The organism is Pseudomonas sp. R4-15 (assembly GCF_055768815.1).
Window position 1 is genome coordinate 3641389 of the sequence record NZ_CM147293.1, and the last position, 17467, is coordinate 3658855.

General features: G+C 62.6%; 17 protein-coding genes. 3 read left to right on the forward strand and 14 right to left on the reverse strand.

The window, feature by feature from the left end; translation table 11 throughout:
* Positions 1–56 precede the first annotated feature (56 nt).
* Entirely contained in the window at positions 57–365 is a 309-nt protein-coding gene (locus tag ACYRGX_RS17535) for a hypothetical protein (RefSeq protein WP_473053726.1), read from the forward strand.
* Between the two features lie 52 nt (positions 366–417).
* Here the strand turns inward: ACYRGX_RS17535 and ACYRGX_RS17540 are convergent, their stop codons facing one another.
* From ACYRGX_RS17540 to sdhC, 12 genes are all read right to left on the reverse strand, one after another.
* On the reverse strand, positions 418–807 hold the full coding sequence (locus ACYRGX_RS17540) for an MAPEG family protein (RefSeq protein WP_473053727.1): 390 nt from the start codon (positions 805–807) through the stop codon (positions 418–420).
* Complete coding sequence (locus ACYRGX_RS17545) at positions 804–1535, reverse strand: DUF599 domain-containing protein (protein ID WP_473053728.1); 732 nt, start codon at positions 1533–1535, stop codon at positions 804–806. The genes ACYRGX_RS17540 and ACYRGX_RS17545 overlap by 4 nt, the downstream gene beginning before the upstream one ends.
* Before the next feature lie 23 nt (positions 1536–1558).
* Positions 1559–2872 (reverse strand): branched-chain amino acid transport system II carrier protein, encoded by a 1314-nt coding sequence (brnQ, locus tag ACYRGX_RS17550; RefSeq protein WP_473053729.1) that lies wholly within the window; start codon positions 2870–2872, stop codon positions 1559–1561.
* Positions 2873–3022: 150 nt separating this feature from the next.
* Positions 3023–3910 (reverse strand): succinate--CoA ligase subunit alpha, encoded by an 888-nt coding sequence (sucD, locus tag ACYRGX_RS17555; protein WP_070887729.1) that lies wholly within the window; start codon positions 3908–3910, stop codon positions 3023–3025.
* Positions 3910–5076: an ADP-forming succinate--CoA ligase subunit beta gene (gene sucC / locus ACYRGX_RS17560; protein ID WP_473053730.1), complete on the reverse strand. Its 1167-nt coding sequence runs from the start codon at positions 5074–5076 to the stop codon at positions 3910–3912. Before sucC ends, sucD begins: the two co-directional genes overlap by 1 nt.
* Before the next feature lie 185 nt (positions 5077–5261).
* A complete protein-coding gene (gene lpdA, locus ACYRGX_RS17565) occupies positions 5262–6698 on the reverse strand; it encodes a dihydrolipoyl dehydrogenase (protein ID WP_473053731.1) in 1437 nt (478 codons plus the stop codon).
* Positions 6699–6782: 84 nt separating this feature from the next.
* On the reverse strand, positions 6783–8000 hold the full coding sequence (gene odhB / locus ACYRGX_RS17570) for a 2-oxoglutarate dehydrogenase complex dihydrolipoyllysine-residue succinyltransferase (RefSeq protein WP_473053732.1): 1218 nt from the start codon (positions 7998–8000) through the stop codon (positions 6783–6785).
* A gap of 65 nt (positions 8001–8065) precedes the next feature.
* Positions 8066–10897 (reverse strand): 2-oxoglutarate dehydrogenase E1 component, encoded by a 2832-nt coding sequence (locus ACYRGX_RS17575; protein WP_473053733.1) that lies wholly within the window; start codon positions 10895–10897, stop codon positions 8066–8068.
* A gap of 242 nt (positions 10898–11139) precedes the next feature.
* Positions 11140–11847, reverse strand: a complete 708-nt coding sequence (locus ACYRGX_RS17580) for a succinate dehydrogenase iron-sulfur subunit (protein ID WP_473053734.1) — start codon at positions 11845–11847, stop codon at positions 11140–11142.
* Between the two features lie 11 nt (positions 11848–11858).
* A complete protein-coding gene (gene sdhA, locus ACYRGX_RS17585) occupies positions 11859–13631 on the reverse strand; it encodes a succinate dehydrogenase flavoprotein subunit (protein ID WP_473053735.1) in 1773 nt (590 codons plus the stop codon).
* A gap of 3 nt (positions 13632–13634) precedes the next feature.
* On the reverse strand, positions 13635–14003 hold the full coding sequence (sdhD, locus tag ACYRGX_RS17590) for a succinate dehydrogenase, hydrophobic membrane anchor protein (protein ID WP_473053736.1): 369 nt from the start codon (positions 14001–14003) through the stop codon (positions 13635–13637).
* Positions 13997–14386 carry a succinate dehydrogenase, cytochrome b556 subunit gene (gene sdhC, locus ACYRGX_RS17595; protein ID WP_473053737.1) on the reverse strand — a complete coding sequence of 130 codons (390 nt, stop codon included), beginning with the start codon at positions 14384–14386 and terminating at the stop codon, positions 13997–13999. Before sdhC ends, sdhD begins: the two co-directional genes overlap by 7 nt.
* 345 nt (positions 14387–14731) lie before the next feature.
* Between sdhC and gltA the strand changes: the two genes are divergently transcribed.
* A complete protein-coding gene (gene gltA, locus ACYRGX_RS17600) occupies positions 14732–16018 on the forward strand; it encodes a citrate synthase (RefSeq protein ID WP_473053738.1) in 1287 nt (428 codons plus the stop codon).
* A 69-nt stretch (positions 16019–16087) separates the two neighbouring features.
* Here gltA and ACYRGX_RS17605 read toward each other — a convergent pair whose 3' ends face one another.
* Positions 16088–16690, reverse strand: coding sequence for an START domain-containing protein (locus tag ACYRGX_RS17605; protein ID WP_473053739.1), 603 nt, complete (start codon positions 16688–16690; stop codon positions 16088–16090).
* Positions 16691–16734: 44 nt separating this feature from the next.
* Positions 16735–16989, reverse strand: a complete 255-nt coding sequence (locus tag ACYRGX_RS17610; RefSeq protein WP_473053740.1) for a YkgJ family cysteine cluster protein — start codon at positions 16987–16989, stop codon at positions 16735–16737.
* A gap of 181 nt (positions 16990–17170) precedes the next feature.
* Here ACYRGX_RS17610 and ppnP point away from each other — a divergent pair, with 181 nt between their 5' ends.
* The gene (gene ppnP, locus ACYRGX_RS17615; RefSeq protein ID WP_473053741.1) at positions 17171–17452 is read left to right on the forward strand and encodes a pyrimidine/purine nucleoside phosphorylase; all 282 of its coding nucleotides are present in this window, start codon (positions 17171–17173) and stop codon (positions 17450–17452) included.
* Positions 17453–17467 lie beyond the last annotated feature (15 nt).

Below are 17467 nucleotides of genomic sequence, written 5' to 3' on the forward strand. Positions count from 1 at the left end.
CAAGGCCCGCCGCCCCCTCCAAGCGGCGTGTGCACCCACAATTCACGGAGATCATCATGCACAAACCTCTTGCCTACGCCCTCCTGTTCACTGCCACCCTGGGACTCGCCGCCTGCGGCGACAGCGCCGATGACAAGCGCGAAGCAGCCCAGGAGCATGCCGAGCAGGCACAGGAACACATGGACGAGGCGATGCACGAGCAACAGAAAGCCGCCGAGGCGGCCAGCGAAGCTGCCGAGCAACAGCAGGAAGAAACCATGCAGAACCAGCAGGACGCCATGGACAGCCAGGAGCCGGCGCCGGAGACCACTCCCCCGGCCACTCCGCAGAGCGACACTGGCACCGCGCCCGCTCAGCAGCAGTAACTCACCTGCAGCCTCTAGAGAAAGCCCGGCCATTTGGCCGGGCTTTGTCGTTTCAAAGCAATGGGCTGAGCATCAGCGCGAAGCAACAGAGCAGACCGATACCCCATACCAGGCTGCGCTGCCAGGCGAGGTCCGCCAGGTAGAGCAACACATAGAGCACCCGGCTGAGCACGAAGATCACTGCCAGGCTATCGATCAGCCAACCGCGAGTGTGCGTCACATAGGCGATCAGTACGCCGGCGAGAAACAGCGGGAAGATCTCGAAGCCGTTCTGGTGCGCCGCCAGGGCTCGCGCGCCAACCCCGGTCAGCGCCGCCTGCTGGGCGCGTGGATGGTGATTATCGTAGCCACCGGCCTGGGCACCCATCGCCCGGGCGACCGGCAGCTTGCTCAGGTAGATCAGCAACGCACTGAGGAATACGCACCAGAACGGAATGCTCATTCGGCTTTCTCCTTGATCGTCTCGTCGACGGTGGGGGTATAGACCATCACGGCCAATACGTCGGAGTGGAATTCGCGGCGATAGAGCACCACCACCACTCCCGTGCTGACCAGCATGAAGAACCATGGATTGATGAACCAGGCGAGCATCGCCACGCCGAAGTAGTAGGCACGCAAGCCATAGTTGAACTGGTTCGCCGCCATCGAGATCACTCGTGCCGCGCGGCTGGCGAATGCCCTGCGCTCCTGTTCGCTGACATGCCGCTCGCCGACCATCGGCGCCGACCCGATCAACACCGCAGCGAAGTTGTACTGGCGCATGCACCAGCTGAAGGTGAAAAAGGCATAGACGAAGACCATCGCCAGGGCCAACAGCTTGAGTTCGGAAAGCCCGCGACTGGCCGCCTGCACCCAGGGCAGTTCGGCGAGCAACAATACCGCCCGTTCGGACGCACCGAGCACGGTGAGCACACCTGCGAGAATGATCAGCGTGCTGGAGGCGAAGAAGGACGCGTTGCGCTCGAGGTTGCCGATCACGTTGGCATCGGCGATGCGGTTCTCGCGCAGCAACATGCGCCGCATCCAGTCCTCCCGATACAGATGCAGGACGCTGGCCAGGCAGGCCGTGTCCTCGCCCTTGCGACTCGCGTAGCGGGCGTAGCCCGCCCAGCAGACGAAAAACCAGAGGAACGCCAGCACATGCGGCAGGTAGAGTTGCAACGGTGCCATGTTCGCTCCTTGATAGACGTCGATTATAGCGAGGGCCGCTCAACCAGGGGCAGCAGCCGATCGCAGAGGGCGGCGAGTGCCAACACCAGCAGTGCCGGAGTCAGCCAACCGAGGCTGTAGCTCGCCAGAGGCAGATGGGTGAGAAACCCGGGCAACCCGTCCTGCCAGCCCGCTGCCGCGATACCGTCGGCGAGACCGAACAACAAGGTGATGCCCATCACCGGCACGAAGACCCGCGGCGCTGAGCGCCAACAACCGCGGCACAGGCTCAACGCCACCAGCACGATGGCCAGCGGGTAGAGGCCAACCAACACCGGCACGGAGACGGCGATCAACTGGGTCAGGCCCTGGTTCGCCGCCAGCAGACTGAAAAGCGCGAACGCCAACACCACGCGACGATGGGAGATACCCAGCAACTCGCCGAAGAATTCGCCACAGGCGGTGATCAGCCCGACCGCGGTGGTCAGGCAAGCCAGGGTGATGACCAGCGCCAACAGCAGGCTACCCGGCGTGCCGAAGGTATGTTGCACGTAGGCGGCGAGGATCTGTCCGCCATTGCTGGCATCACCGGCGATGGCGCCGCTGCCCGCGCCCAGGTGGAACAGGGTCAGGTAGACCAGCGACAGACCGACGGCGGCGATCGCACCGGCGATCACCGAGTAGCGGGTCAACAGGTGTGCGTCCGTGACGCCACGGGCGCGAATGGCCCCCGCGATGACGATGCCGAACACCAGTGCGCCCAGGGTATCCATGGTCAGGTAGCCTTGCAGAAAACCCTGCACCAAGGGCGCTTGACGGTAGGCCTCGCGAGGCTCACCCGGCAAGCCGGCGGGGACCAGCAGCGCCGCCGCCCCCAGCACCAGCAGCGCGCAAAGCAGCACCGGGGTGATGAACTTGCCGATGCGATCGACGAGACGCCCTGGATTCAGCGCCAGGCCGGTCACCGCGATGAAGTAACCCAGGCTGTAGATCGCCAGCGCGCCCGGCGCATCACCCGTAAAGGGCGCCACGCCCATCTCGAAGGAGACCACGGCCGTACGCGGGGTAGCGAACAGCGGACCGATGGCCAGGTAGACGGCAACGGCGAAGGCAGTACCCGCCACCCGGCCGAGCGGTGCGGTGAGCCGCTCCATGCCACCGCCCACGCGCGCCAACGCGACCACGGTGAGCAACGGCAGGCCGACGCCGGTAAGCAGGAACCCCACGGCGGCCGGAATCATGGCCTCACCGGCGGCAAGGCCGGCGCTGGGGGGGAAGATGATGTTGCCCGCGCCGAGGAACAGCGCGAAGGTCATGAAGCCGAGGGCAAGTAGGTCGAGGGGTTTGAGGCGGGTCATGCAAGAAATCCAGGGATTAGCCTTCTTCGTTCGAAGAGTCGAAAGGCAAAACGGTGGCCGGACCAATGAAGCGCGCGACCTTACTACAACTCGGCCAGAAACGAAAAAGGCCACCCGAAGGTGGCCTTTTCGTCAGTCAGGACAAGCCGATCAGGCTTTCTTGACTTCCCAGCCGGTCAGCTCGGCCAGGGCCTTGCCGATGTCGGCCAGCGAACGCACGGTTTTCACACCGGCGTCCTGCAGGGCGGCGAACTTCTCGTCCGCAGTGCCCTTGCCGCCGGAGATGATGGCACCGGCGTGGCCCATGCGCTTGCCGGGCGGTGCGGTGACACCCGCGATGTAGGACACCACCGGCTTGGTCACGTTGGCCTTGATGTAGGCAGCCGCTTCTTCTTCGGCCGAACCACCGATTTCACCGATCATCACGATGGCTTCGGTTTTCGGGTCTTCCTGGAACAGCTTCAGGATATCGATGAAGTTCGAACCCGGAATCGGGTCGCCGCCGATGCCCACGCAGGTGGACTGGCCGAAGCCGGCGTCGGTGGTCTGCTTCACGGCTTCGTAGGTCAGGGTGCCGGAACGCGACACGATACCGACCTTGCCCGGCAGGTGAATGTGACCGGGCATGATGCCGATCTTGCATTCGCCAGGGGTGATCACGCCCGGGCAGTTCGGGCCGATCAGGCGTACGCCCAGCTCGTCGCACTTGACCTTGGCGTCGAGCATGTCGAGGGTGGGGATGCCCTCGGTGATGCAGACGATCAGCTTGATGCCACCGAAGGCCGCTTCCAGGATCGAGTCCTTGCAGAACGGAGCCGGAACATAGATCACCGAAGCGTCAGCGCCGGTCGCTTCCACGGCTTCCTTGACGGTGTTGAACACCGGCAGGCCGAGGTGGGTGGTACCGCCCTTGCCGGGGGTCACGCCGCCCACCATCTGGGTGCCGTAGGCGATGGCCTGTTCGCTGTGGAAAGTACCCTGGCTACCGGTGAAACCCTGGCAGATGACTTTGGTGTCTTTGTTGATCAGGACGCTCATTACTTACCCTCCGCGGCCTTGACGACCTGCTGGGCAGCGTCGGTCAGGCTGGTAGCCGCGATGATGTTCAGGCCGCTTTCGGCCAGGACCTTGGCACCCAGTTCGGCGTTGTTGCCTTCCAGACGCACCACGACCGGCACTTTCACGCCGACTTCTTTGACGGCACCGATGATGCCTTCAGCGATCATGTCGCAACGCACGATGCCACCGAAGATGTTCACCAGTACGGCAGCGACGTTGCTGTCGGACAGGATGATCTTGAAGGCTTCGGTCACGCGTTCCTTGGTGGCGCCACCGCCGACGTCGAGGAAGTTGGCCGGCTTGCCGCCGTGCAGGTTGACGATGTCCATGGTACCCATGGCCAGACCGGCACCGTTGACCATGCAGCCGATGTTGCCTTCGAGGGCAACGTAGTTCAGTTCGAACTTGGCAGCGTGGGCTTCGCGGGCGTCGTCCTGGGACGGGTCATGCATCGCGCGCAGCTTGGGCTGGCGATACATGGCGTTGCCGTCGATGTTGATCTTGGCGTCCAGGCAGTGCAGGTTGCCGTCTTTCTTGATCACCAGCGGGTTGATCTCGAGCAGAGCCAGATCGTAGTCGGCGAACAGCTTGGCCAGGCCGACGAAGATGTGGGTGAACTGCTTGATCTGATCGCCCTTCAGGCCCAGCTGGAAGGCCAGCTCGCGGCCCTGGAACGGCTGTGCGCCGACCAGCGGGTCGATGGTGGCCTTGAGAATCTTCTCGGGGGTCTCGTGAGCGACCTTCTCGATCTCCACGCCACCTTCGGTGGACGCCATGAAGACGATACGGCGGCTGGAGCGGTCGACGACGGCGCCCAGGTAGAGCTCTTTGTCGATGTCGGTGCAGGATTCGACGAGAATCTTGCTGACCGGCTGGCCATTGGCGTCGGTCTGGTAGGTCACCAGTCGCTTGCCGAGCCAGTTGGCGGCGAATTCCTTGGCTTCTTCCTTGCTCTTGACCAGCTTGACGCCGCCGGCCTTGCCGCGGCCACCGGCATGCACCTGGGCCTTGACCACCCACATGTCGCCGCCAATCTTGTCGCAGGCTTCTGCGGCTTCTTCCGGAGTGTCAACGGCAAAGCCCTTGGACACGGGCAGGCCGTATTCGGCGAACAGCTGCTTACCCTGATATTCGTGAAGATTCATGCTTTTCTACCGTTTCGTTTTGGTATTGCGCATTTCGGCGCTGCGTATGACCGCCGCGCCACCTGTGACTGTTCCCTCAAACAGTCTCGCCGGACGTTCCGCGTGAGTACGAGACCCCGCACGGGCGGTCCGACGCGGTTCGGTGCCGAGGCAACCGGCCACCCCGCTGGGCGGCCGGCACCCGGTCAGCGTTTCTTGCGGTTGGCGATATGAATGGCATGGCCATTCACTGCCAGAGCGGCCTCATGCAACTGCTCGGACAGGGTCGGGTGCGAGAACACCATCATGCCCAGGTCTTCGGCGCTGGTGCCGAATTCCATGGCGATGGCGCCCTGCTGTACCAGCTCGGCGGCGCTAGGGCCGATCACATGCACACCCAGCACGCGGTCGGTCTTGGCGTCGGCGATGATCTTGACGAAGCCCGCGGTGTCGTTGGCAGCCATGGCACGGCCACTGGCGGCGAACGGCGCGACACCCACGTTGACTTCGACACCTTCAGCCTTGAGCGCCTGCTCGCTCTTGCCAACCCATGCGATTTCCGGGTGGGTGTAGATCACGCCCGGGATCAGGTCGTAGTTCATTTGTGCCTTGTGTCCGGCAATACGCTCGGCCACTACCACGCCCTCTTCCATCGCCTTGTGCGCGAGCATCAGGCCGCGGACCACGTCGCCCACGGCATAGACGCCAGGAACGCTGGTGGCACAGAAATCATCGACGAAGATGTAGCCACGCTCGTCGAGGTCCACGCCGCTGTCCGATGCCAGCAGGCCGGTGGTGACCGGACGACGGCCGACGGCGACGATCAGCTTGTCATAGGTTTCCTTCTGCTCGCCATTGGCGTCGGTGAAGGTCACGGTGACTTCGCTGCCATTGACCTCGGTGGCGGTCACGCGCGCGCCCAGACGAATCTTCAGGCCCTGCTTGGTGAGGATCTTCAGCGCTTCCTTGGCAACCTGGTCATCGGCGGCTGGGAGGAACTTGTCCAGCGCCTCGAGAACCGTGACTTCGGCGCCCAGGCGACCCCAGACGGAACCCAATTCGAGACCGATGACGCCGGCACCGATCACGCCCAGGCGCTTGGGTACGGACTGGAATTCCAGCGCGCCGGTGGAGTCGACGATGACGTTCTGATCGATCGGTGCCGGCGGGATTTCCACCGGGCGCGAACCCGAGGCGATGATCACGTTGGTGGCTTCGAGAATCTCGGTGCTGCCGTCACCAGCGGTGATTTCGACCTGCTTGTTCGCCAGCAGCTTGCCGTGGCCTTCGAAGGAGGTCACGCCGTTGGCCTTGAACAGCGCAGCAACGCCGCCAGTGAGGTTGCGGACGATCTGGTCCTTGCGGGCGATCATGGTAGGCACGTCGATGGTGACGCCGCTGGCCTCGATGCCGTGGACTTTGAAGCCTTCATGGGCTTCGTGGTATTTCCAGGTGCTGTCCAGCAGCGCCTTGGACGGGATGCAGCCAACGTTCAGGCAGGTACCGCCCAGGGCGATCTTGCCTTCCTTGCCTACATACTTCTCGATGCAGGCGGTCTTCAGACCGAGTTGCGCGGCGCGAATGGCAGCCACGTAGCCGCCAGGGCCGGCACCGATGACTACCACGTCGAATTTCTGGCTCATAACAATCTCCATCAACTTTGAGCTTCAAGCGGCGAACCGCCAGCGGAGCCTGTGCAGGCTCGGCTGGCGGACAGAGGCCGTGGGTTAGATGTCCAGCAGCAGACGCGCCGGATCTTCCAGCAGGTTCTTGATGGTGACCAGGAAGGTGACCGCTTCCTTACCGTCGATCAGGCGGTGGTCGTAGGACAGCGCCAGGTACATCATCGGGCGGATCACGACCTGGCCATTGATGGCCATCGGGCGCTGGATGATGTTGTGCATGCCGAGGATCGCCGCCTGCGGCGGGTTGACGATCGGGGTCGACATCATCGAGCCGAAGGTACCGCCGTTGGTGATGGTGAAGGTGCCGCCGGTCATCTCGTCGATGGACAGCTTGCCCTCACGGGCCTTCTTGCCGAAGGTGGCGATGCCGTTCTCGACTTCGGCCAGGCTCATCAGCTCGGCGTTGCGCAGCACCGGAACGACCAGGCCACGGTCGCTGGAAACGGCTACGCCGATGTCCTGGTAGCCGTGGTAGACGATGTCGGAACCGTCGATCGAGGCGTTGACCGCGGGGAAGCGCTTGAGCGCTTCGACGGATGCCTTGACGAAGAAGGACATGAAGCCCAGGCGCACGCCGTTATGGGTCTTCTCGAAGAGATCCTTGTACTTCGAACGCAGGGCCATGACTTCCGTCATGTCGACTTCGTTGAAGGTGGTGAGCATCGCCATGTTCGACTGGGCTTCGACCAGGCGCTCGGCGACCTTGGCACGCAGGCGGGTCATCGGCACGCGCTTCTCGGTGCGATCACCCGCGCTGGTGACCACCGGCGCCGCAGCGGCAGCGGCGGGCTTGGCAGCCGGCGCGCTCTTCTTCGCTTCGACAGCGGCGACCATGTCTTCCTTGGTCACGCGGCCACCCTTGCCGGTGCCCTTGACGGAGGCAGGATCAATGCCGTTTTCTTCGGCCAGCTTGCGCGCAGCGGGAGCGAGCATCGGCTCGTCGCCGGCGGCTTCCTCGGCGGCGGCCGGCGCAGCGGCCGGTGCAGCAGCAGCCGGCGCGGCAGCCGGAGCGGCGGCAGTGGCGCCTTCTTCGAGGCTGCCCAGGACTTCCCCACTGAGCACGGTATCGCCTTCGTTCTTGACGATCGCGCCCAGCACGCCGTCAGCTTCGGCGAGGACTTCCATCACGACCTTGTCGGTCTCGATGTCTACGATCAGCTCGTCACGCTTGACGGCTTCGCCCGGCTGCTTGTGCCAGGTAGCGACGGTGCCGTCGGCAACCGATTCGGGGAAAGTCGGGGCTTTGATCTCGATAGCCATTATCTATAGGTTCCTGTTGATTCGTGTTCCTTGGCGTGGGGCGCCCAGCGCCCCACGCCAAGGTGTTAGACAGTGAAGGCGTCCTGGAGCAGTTTTTCCTGCTGTTCGGCGTGCAGCGAAGCGTAGCCCACGGCCGGAGCGGCGGAACCTTCGCGACCCGCATACTGCAGGACCAGCGAGCTATCGTGCGCGGCGGCGACGCGGCGCATGTGATGCTGGCTGCAGTACCAGGCGCCCTGGTTCATCGGCTCTTCCTGGCACCAGACGACATGCTTGAGGTTGCCATAACGGGCGAACACTTCGTTCAGGTCGTCCTCGGGGAACGGATAGAGCTGCTCGATGCGCACGATGGCGATGTCTTCGCGACCTTCGTTGCGACGCTTCTCCAGCAGGTCGTAATAGACCTTGCCGCTGCAGAGTACCAAGCGCTCGACCTTGGCCGGATCGTGTTGATCGATCTCGCCAATGACGGTCTGGAACGAACCTGCGGCCAGTTCCTCGAGACTGGAGATCGCCAGCTTGTGACGCAGCAGCGACTTCGGCGTGAGGGCCACCAGCGGTTTGCGCAGCGGGCGGATAACCTGGCGGCGCAACATGTGGTAGACCTGAGCCGGGGTGGTCGGCACGCACACCTGGATGTTGTGCTCGGCGCACAACTGCAAGTAGCGCTCCAGACGCGCGGAGCTGTGCTCCGGCCCCTGCCCTTCGTAGCCGTGCGGCAGCAACATGGTGAGACCGCAGAGACGCCCCCATTTGTGCTCGCCGCTGGTGATGAACTGGTCGATCACCACCTGGGCACCGTTGGCGAAGTCACCGAACTGAGCTTCCCAGATCACCAGCGCATTGGGCGTGGTGGTGGCGTAGCCGTATTCGAACGCCAGCGCGGCCTCTTCCGAGAGGAAGGAGTCGTACAGCTGGAAGCTCGGCTGCCCTTCATAGAGGTGCTGCAGCGGAATGTGCAGACCGGCGTCCTTCTGATTGTGCAGCACCGCGTGACGATGCGAGAAGGTGCCGCGGCCGATGTCCTGGCCGGTCATGCGCACCGGATGACCTTCGAACAGCAGGGTCGCATAGGCCATGGTCTCGGCGAAGCCCCAATTGATGGGCATGCCACCGGCGCTCATCTTCTGGCGATCTTCGAGAATCTTCGCTACCTGACGCTGTACGACGAAGCCTTCCGGGAGCTGCAGCATCTTGCCAGCGAGGTCCTGAAGGGTCTTCAGATCGAAGCCGGTGTCATGACGTGCGGTCCAGGTATGGCCCAGGTAGGGGCGCCAGTCGACGAAGAGCTCCTTGTTGGGCTCCTTGACCAGGCTCTTGACCACGTGCAGGCCGTTGTCCAGCGCGTCACGGTACTCGTCGATGAAGCTCTGCACCGCTTCGGCGGAGAGCACGCCGCCCTGGGTCAGGGCATCGGCGTACTGCTCACGCGTGGTGCGCTGCTTGGCGATCGCCTGGTACATCAGCGGCTGGGTGCCGGACGGTTCGTCGGCCTCGTTGTGGCCGCGACGGCGGTAGCAGACCAGGTCGATGACCACATCGCGCTTGAACTGCATGCGGTAGTCGAGGGCCAACTGGGTGACGAAGAGCACCGCTTCGGGATCGTCGCCGTTCACGTGCAGGATCGGCGCCTGGATCATCTTGGCCACGTCGGTGGCGTACTCGGTGGAACGAGCGTCGTCCTGGCGGCTGGTGGTGAAGCCAACTTGGTTGTTGACCACGATGTGGATGGTACCGCCCGTCTTGAAGCCGCGGGTCTGCGACATCTGGAAGGTTTCCATCACCACGCCCTGGCCGGCGAAGGCCGCGTCGCCGTGGATCGACACCGGCAGAACCTTGTCGCCCTGCTCATCGCTGCGACGGTCCTGGCGGGCACGCACGGAACCCTCGACCACCGGAGAGACGATCTCCAGGTGGGACGGGTTGAAGGCCAGCGCCAGGTGCAGTTCGCCACCGGTGGTCATGACGTTCGAGGAGAAGCCCTGGTGGTACTTCACGTCGCCCGAGGTCAGGCCCTCGACCTTCTTGCCTTCGAACTCATCGAAGAGATCGCGCGGGTTTTTCCCCAGGGTGTTGACCAGCACGTTCAGACGGCCGCGGTGGGCCATGCCGATGACGACTTCCTTGAGGCCGTAGGAACCACCACGCTGGATCAGTTCGTCGAGCAGCGCGATCAACGACTCGCCGCCTTCCAGACCGAAACGCTTGGTGCCCGGATACTTGGTGCCCAGGTACTTTTCGAGACCTTCGGCAGCCGTCAGGCGCTCAAGCAGATGGGTGCAGACTTCCGGCGAATAGCTGGGGCGACCGCGCACGCTTTCCAGGCGATGGGCGAACCAGTTGCGCTGCTGGGAATCGACGATGTGGGTGAATTCCGCGCCGATGGTGCGGCAATATGTCTCTTTGAGCGCCTGGTGAATTTCGCGCAGAGTGGCTTCTTCTTTGCCGATGAACAGTTCACCGGTACGGAAGGTGGTATCCAGGTCGGCGTCGGTCAACCCGTAGTGGTTGACGTTGAGATCGTCCGGCACGGAGCGAATCCAGAGCCCCAACGGGTCGAGCGCGGCGGCCTGATGCCCGCGCATGCGGAACGCCTGGATCAACCGCAGGACTTCGACCTGCTTCTTCTCGTGCTCGCTACTGACCGCACCGGCAGACACCGGCTGCGCCCGACGCTGATTCTTCGCCAGCAGGACGAAATGATCGCGAATGGTGGAGTGCGAGACGTCGGTGGTGGAACTGCCGTCAGCGGGCAGTTTCTGGAAATAGGTGCGCCATTCTTCCGGCACAGCGTTCGGATCGTGCAGGTAGAGCTCGTAGAGCTCTTCAACATAGGCAGCGTTACCACCGGAGAGGTGGGCACTGTTCCACATGCGCTGCATTACGCTTTCTTGCATGCTTGGTCACCCTCGATAAGGGGACGCCACCGGCGTGAAACCGCGACAGGGCCTGAATGAAACGCCGGGGGGCGAGCCAGGCAAGCCTGCTACGGATCCCGCAGATAGTCCGGGTACCAGCCCGGAGCCCCTGCTGGTCAATCAGCTTCTCGTAATCACGGGCATCGCTTCGTGGACGACACCCCGTTCTCTTGCTGCTACGCCGACATGACGTCGGCGCAGCAGGTCTTGCAACAACGCTATCAGGTGCCGCTTTGCAGCAGCATGTTACGTACGTGTCCAATTGCCTTGGTGGGGTTCAATCCCTTCGGACAAACGTTCACGCAGTTCATGATGCCGCGGCAGCGGAAGACGCTGAACGGGTCATCCATCGCAGCCAGACGCTCTTCCGTCTTGGTGTCGCGACTGTCGGCCAGGAAACGATAGGCCTGCAGCAGCGCAGCGGGACCGAGGAACTTGTCCGGGTTCCACCAGAACGAAGGGCAACTGGTCGAACAGCAAGCACAGAGAATGCACTCATAGAGACCGTCGAGCTTCTCACGCTCTTCCGGCGTCTGCAGACGCTCGATGGCCGGAGGCGGCGTGGTGTTCTGCAGATACGGCTGCACCTTCTCGTACTGCTTGTAGAAGATGCTCATATCCACGACCAAGTCACGAATCACCGGCAGACCGGGCAGCGGGCGGATCACCAGCTTGCCACCCTTGAGCCCCGCAGCGGACAGCGGAGTGATGCACGCCAGGCCGTTCTTGCCGTTGATGTTCATACCGTCGGAGCCGCAAACGCCTTCGCGGCAGGAACGACGGTAAGAGAAGGTGACGTCCTGCTCCTTGATCAGCGCCAGCACGTCCAGGACCATGATGTCCTTGCCCTGGGTGTCGACCTGGAAGTCCTGCATGAAGGGGACTTCGTCCTGATCGGGGTTGTAGCGATAAACACTGACTTGCAACATTTCAGGCACCCTTAGTAAGTCCGAACCTTGGGTTCGAATGCCGGAACGGTTTTCGGCGCGAAGTTGACGCCACGCTTGGTCACGCGCTTGTCACCCGGGAAGTACAGGGTGTGGCACAGCCAATTCTCGTCGTCACGCTCTTCGAAGTCTTCGCGAGCGTGAGCGCCACGCGATTCCTTGCGATGCTCGGCCGCGATCGCGGTAGCCTCGGCGACTTCCAGCAGGTTCTGCAACTCCAGCGCCTCGATGCGCGCAGTATTGAAGGACTGGCTCTTGTCGTCGATCTTCACCTGACCGATGCGCTCGCGCAGCTCGGCCAGTTGAGCGATACCCTTCTGCATGTATTCGCCGGTACGGAACACACCGAAGTAGTTCTGCATGCAGCTCTGCAGCTCGCGACGCAGCGGGGCGACGTCTTCGCCACTGCTGCGCTCGTTGACGCCCGCCAGGCGCGCCAGCGACGTCTCGATATCGGTATCGGAGGCATTGCGGTAGTCGATGCCTTCCTTGAGCGCTTTTTCCAGGTGCAGACCTGCAGCGCGGCCGAAGACCACCAGATCGAGCAGCGAGTTGCCGCCCAGGCGGTTGGCGCCATGGACCGATACGCAAGCCACTTCACCGACCGCGAACAGGCCTTCGACGACCTGGTCGTTGCCGTTCGCGTCCTGGGTGATCGCCTGACCATGGATGTTGGTGGCGATGCCGCCCATCATGTAGTGGCAGGTCGGGATGACCGGGATCGGCGCGGTAACCGGGTCGACGTGAGCGAAGGTCTTGGACAGCTCGCAGATACCGGGCAGGCGGCTATGCAGCACTTCCTCGCCCAGGTGATCCAGCTTGAGCAGCACGTGATCCTTGTTCGGACCCACGCCGTTGCCAGCCAGCACTTCCTTGACCATCGAGCGGGCCACGACGTCGCGACCGGCGAGGTCCTTGGCGTTGGGCGCATAGCGCTCCATGAAGCGCTCGCCGTGGGCGTTGATCAGGTAACCACCCTCGCCACGGCAACCTTCGGTCACCAGCACGCCGGCGCCGGCGATGCCGGTGGGGTGGAACTGCCACATTTCGATGTCCTGCACCGGCACGCCGGCACGCAGTGCCATGCCGACGCCGTCACCGGTGTTGATCAGGGCGTTGGTGGTCGACGCGTAGATGCGACCTGCACCGCCGGTGGCCAGCACGGTGGCCTTGGAGCGGATATAGACGGTTTCGCCCGTCTCGATGCAGATGGCGATGACCCCCACCACTGCGCCGTCCTGGTTCTTCACCAGATCGACTGCGTACCACTCGTTGAGGAAGGTGGTGTTGTTCTTCAGGTTGCCCTGATAAAGGGTGTGCAGCAGCGCGTGGCCGGTACGGTCGGCAGCCGCGCACGTACGCGCAGCCTGGCCGCCCTTGCCGAAATCCTTGGACTGACCACCGAACGGACGCTGGTAGATGCGGCCCGTCTCGGTACGGGAGAACGGCAGGCCCATGTGCTCGAGTTCGAACACAGCCTCGGGACCGACGGAACACATGTACTCGATAGCGTCCTGGTCACCGATGTAGTCGGAACCCTTGACGGTATCGTACATGTGCCAGCGCCAGTCATCGTTCGGGTCGGACGACGCGATGGCGCAGGTGATGCCGCCCTGGGCGGATACGGTGTGCGAACGGGTCGGGAAGACCTTGGTGACCACCGCGGTCTTGTGACCGGACTGGGCCAACTGCAGCGCGGCGCGCATACCGGCACCGCCGCCACCGACGATGATGGCGTCGAAGGAAAGCGTACGAATAGTAGACATGGATCACATACCCCAGAGAATCTGCACACCCCAGACGAAGAACGTGAACATCGCAATGCCACATACCGCCTGGAACAGGAAACGCACCACGGTGGCCAGCTTGCCCAGCGCCATGGGGGTCAGGTAGTCAGTGGAGATGGTCCACATGCCGACCCAGGCGTGCACGCTGACGGCCACCAGGGCCAGCAGACTGAAGATGCGCATCCAGTTGTGGGAGAACAGACCATGCCAGTCGGCATAGGTCAGACCGGGGTGGCAAACCACGAAACCCAGCAGGAAGATGAAATAAGCCGCGAGCACGACCGCCGAGACACGCTGAGCCATCCAGTCATAGAGGCCCGAGCGCGAGAAATTGGTGACGTTGGTTACCATACCCAAACCCCCGCAAGCACGATCAGCACGACAGACACGGCGATGACGATTTTCGAACCGAGCTTGCCGCCTTCGAGCGTCTCACCGACGCCGGTATCCATGATCAGGTGACGAACACCTGCCACGAGGTGGTATAGCAGAGCGGACAGCAAGCCCCAGATCACCAGCTTGGCCAGGGGATGGGCAAGGAAGGTCTTGACCTCCTCGAATCCGTCCTCCGAGCTCAGCGAAACATCCAGCGCCAGCAGCATGATGGCCAGACCGACGAAGAGAATGACGCCGGAAATACGGTGCAGGATGGACGTGTAAGCAGTGACGGGGAGCTTTATTGTCCTAAGGTCTAGGTTTACTGGTCGTTGTTGGCTTTTCACGGCTTTTTTCACACTGAGAGCCCTGCAGGGGCGCAAGGCGAGTTGTCGGGAAGTGTTAGGCAGGCATCACCACCCCTAGGAGTGCAACCCCCAGCTTAGCGGGCGCGAGCCCCTGGCGGTCGGTCGCCGATTATAGACAGTTAGGGTACTAATGACAACGCAAAGCCCCTCCCCCCAAGGGCGATTGCAGGCCGTCCGGGAAAGGCGTAAAGAGAACCTTCCAGCCGTGCAAAAGCTCCACGCAGAGGCCTTCGAAGGTCCACTTTTGGCTAAATTGACTTTCGACGTCATGGCTCTATAGTGGTGCGGGCCCTGCGTGGGGGGGCTTATTCCAAGTAATAAGAGAGGAGGCCATAAATGGCTGACCAAAAAGCGCAGTTGTGCATCGAGGGCAGGTCCCCCGTCGAGCTGCCCGTGATATCTGGCAGCATGGGGCCCGATGTCGTTGATGTGCGCAGTCTGACTTCTACCGGCTGTTTCACCTTCGACCCCGGATTCATGTCGACCGCGTCCTGCGAATCGAAGATCACTTTCATCGATGGCGAAAAAGGCGTGCTGCTGCATCGCGGCTATCCCATCGAACAGTTGGCCGAAAACTCCAACTACCTCGAGACCTGCTACCTGCTGCTCAATGGTGAGCTGCCCACCGCCGAACAGAAGGCCAAGTTCCTCAGCACCGTGAAGAACCACACCATGGTGCACGAGCAACTGAAGACCTTCTTCAATGGCTTCCGCCGCGATGCGCACCCGATGGCCATCATGTGCGGTGTGGTTGGAGCCCTCTCCGCTTTCTACCACGACTCGCTGGACATCAATAATCCGCAGCACCGCGAAATCTCGGCCGTGCGCCTGGTCGCGAAGATGCCGACCATCGCGGCGATGGTTTACAAGTACTCCATGGGCCAACCCATGATGTACCCGCGTAACGACCTGACCTACGCGGAAAACTTCCTGCACATGATGTTCAACACACCGTGCGAGATCAAACCGATCAGCCCGGTGCTGGCCAAGGCAATGGATCGGATCTTCATCCTCCACGCCGACCACGAACAGAACGCCTCCACCTCCACCGTACGCCTGGCAGGCTCCTCCGGGGCCAATCCGTTCGCCTGCATCGCCGCGGGTATCGCTGCACTCTGGGGCCCGGCACACGGCGGCGCCAACGAGGCCGTGCTGACCATGCTCGATGAAATCGGCGATGTCTCGAACATCGACAAGTTCATCGCCAAGGCCAAGGACAAGGACGACCCGTTCAAGCTGATGGGCTTCGGCCATCGCGTGTACAAGAACTTCGATCCTCGCGCCAAGGTGATGAAGCAGACCTGCGACGAAGTGCTCGCGGAGCTGGGCATCGACGACCCGCAGCTCGAACTGGCCATGCGCCTGGACGAGATCGCGCGCAACGACCCCTACTTCGTCGAGCGCAACCTCTACCCGAACGTGGACTTCTACTCGGGCATCATCCTCAAGGCGATCGGCATTCCGACCAGCATGTTCACGGTGATCTTCGCCCTGGCGCGCACCGTCGGCTGGATCTCCCACTGGAAGGAGATGCTCTCCGGTCCCTACAAGATCGGTCGTCCGCGCCAGCTTTACACCGGCTCCACGCCGCGTGATTACACCCCGCTGGACAAACGCGCCTGAGCAACCCGCCGGTGCAATACAAAAAGGCCGCCCCCAGGGGCGGCCTTTTTGCGTTGTGAGGCACGCGCCTCAGGGCTTCTCGGCGCGCTCGCGCAATGCCTTGAGGGTATTCAACGGCGCTTCCACGACGAATTTATTGGCCAGCCAGGAAGGCACGCTGCCGCCGGGGTCGGTATGCACCTGGTAGGTGATTTCCACGTCATCGCCCTTGGGCACCATTCGCCAGAAGCCATCGACCTTGGCCACACGGACATAGCCTTTCTCTTCGGGAAGCTCCTGCGGAACGCCCTGCAAATGGCGAGTCACGCTGCCATCGGCACCCTTCTCGGTCGTCACGTGAATGACCGAATCACGCGGCGTTACCGGCCAAGGGGTATTGAAGTAGGTGTGCGTCCAGGCTTCATCACCTTCACGCTTGAGCAACTTCTGCTCCTTGCACTCGTGAATCCAGGCACAGGAACCCTCCACGTCGGACTGCATCGAGAGCAGCTTGTCCAGTCCCGCATGTACCGTGACGACACCTCGATAGGCCTTGAACTGGGAGCCCGGCACCTCGGCGAGGTAGACGCTCACGCCATCTTCCTGCTTGGCCAGCTTCCAGTCCTCGGCCAACGCCAGAGAGGGCAACAGCGCCACTCCACAAACCAGCCACCAACGATTGCAACGTTTCATTATTGTTCTCCTCCTACAAAGGGGTCGCACGACCAAACGCGCCATCAGGCCGTCGCGGATTCGAGCCAGCCAAGCAGTCGAATGGCTTCCTCACGCCCCGAGCCACACAGGGCAATGTCGGCCGAGAACGCCGAGCAGACCGCCGGACGCTCGGGGCGACCGAACAGCTGGCACAGATTATCGACAGACAGATGCAGGCAGCGTTCGCCGGCTGGCTTGCCCTGCGGCGCACCCGGCATGGGCGAGGAAATGGAAGGGGCGATGCAACAGGCACCGCAGCCGGCACGGCATTCGAACACGATCTAAGGAATTCCCGATGACTTCTCGGCGATCTTAGCCAGAGCCCGATGCCCACGCCAGCGGCAGACCGGGACTTGGCCGAAGCCGCCTCCGTTTCGGTCATTTCGGCCTGTACTGCAGATCGACGGCGCCCTGCGGCTTGGGCATACTTGCGCCTTCAAGAACCCTTCAGGAGCCTGCATGTTCAAGGTCAACGAGTATTTCGATGGCACCGTCAAATCCATCGCCTTCGAAATGGCGGCGGGTCCGGCCACCCTCGGCGTCATGGCCCCCGGCGAATACGAATTCGGCACCAGCAAGGAAGAAATCATGCACGTGGTAGCCGGCGCCCTGACCGTCAAGCTGCCCGGCAGCGAGAACTGGGAAACCTTCGAAAGCGGTAGCCAGTTTCGCGTCCCTGCCAACAGCGCCTTCCAGTTGAAGGTCGCCAGCGACACCGCCTACCTCTGCGAATACCGCTGAGCCGGCCCAGGCGCC

Excerpts from the sequence above, each read along its gene's own strand:
- ACYRGX_RS17535 (WP_473053726.1), top strand. The coding sequence starts at position 57 with ATGCACAAACCTCTTGCCTACGCCCTCCTGTTCACTGCCACCCTGGGA.
- ACYRGX_RS17540 (WP_473053727.1), bottom strand. The coding sequence starts at position 807 with ATGAGCATTCCGTTCTGGTGCGTATTCCTCAGTGCGTTGCTGATCTAC.
- ACYRGX_RS17545 (WP_473053728.1), bottom strand. The coding sequence starts at position 1,535 with ATGGCACCGTTGCAACTCTACCTGCCGCATGTGCTGGCGTTCCTCTGG.
- brnQ (WP_473053729.1), bottom strand. The coding sequence starts at position 2,872 with ATGACCCGCCTCAAACCCCTCGACCTACTTGCCCTCGGCTTCATGACC.
- sucD (WP_070887729.1), bottom strand. The coding sequence starts at position 3,910 with ATGAGCGTCCTGATCAACAAAGACACCAAAGTCATCTGCCAGGGTTTC.
- sucC (WP_473053730.1), bottom strand. The coding sequence starts at position 5,076 with ATGAATCTTCACGAATATCAGGGTAAGCAGCTGTTCGCCGAATACGGC.
- lpdA (WP_473053731.1), bottom strand. The coding sequence starts at position 6,698 with ATGAGCCAGAAATTCGACGTGGTAGTCATCGGTGCCGGCCCTGGCGGC.
- odhB (WP_473053732.1), bottom strand. The coding sequence starts at position 8,000 with ATGGCTATCGAGATCAAAGCCCCGACTTTCCCCGAATCGGTTGCCGAC.
- ACYRGX_RS17575 (WP_473053733.1), bottom strand. The coding sequence starts at position 10,897 with ATGCAAGAAAGCGTAATGCAGCGCATGTGGAACAGTGCCCACCTCTCC.
- ACYRGX_RS17580 (WP_473053734.1), bottom strand. The coding sequence starts at position 11,847 with ATGTTGCAAGTCAGTGTTTATCGCTACAACCCCGATCAGGACGAAGTC.
- sdhA (WP_473053735.1), bottom strand. The coding sequence starts at position 13,631 with ATGTCTACTATTCGTACGCTTTCCTTCGACGCCATCATCGTCGGTGGC.
- sdhD (WP_473053736.1), bottom strand. The coding sequence starts at position 14,003 with ATGGTAACCAACGTCACCAATTTCTCGCGCTCGGGCCTCTATGACTGG.
- gltA (WP_473053738.1), top strand. The coding sequence starts at position 14,732 with ATGGCTGACCAAAAAGCGCAGTTGTGCATCGAGGGCAGGTCCCCCGTC.
- ACYRGX_RS17605 (WP_473053739.1), bottom strand. The coding sequence starts at position 16,690 with ATGAAACGTTGCAATCGTTGGTGGCTGGTTTGTGGAGTGGCGCTGTTG.
- ppnP (WP_473053741.1), top strand. The coding sequence starts at position 17,171 with ATGTTCAAGGTCAACGAGTATTTCGATGGCACCGTCAAATCCATCGCC.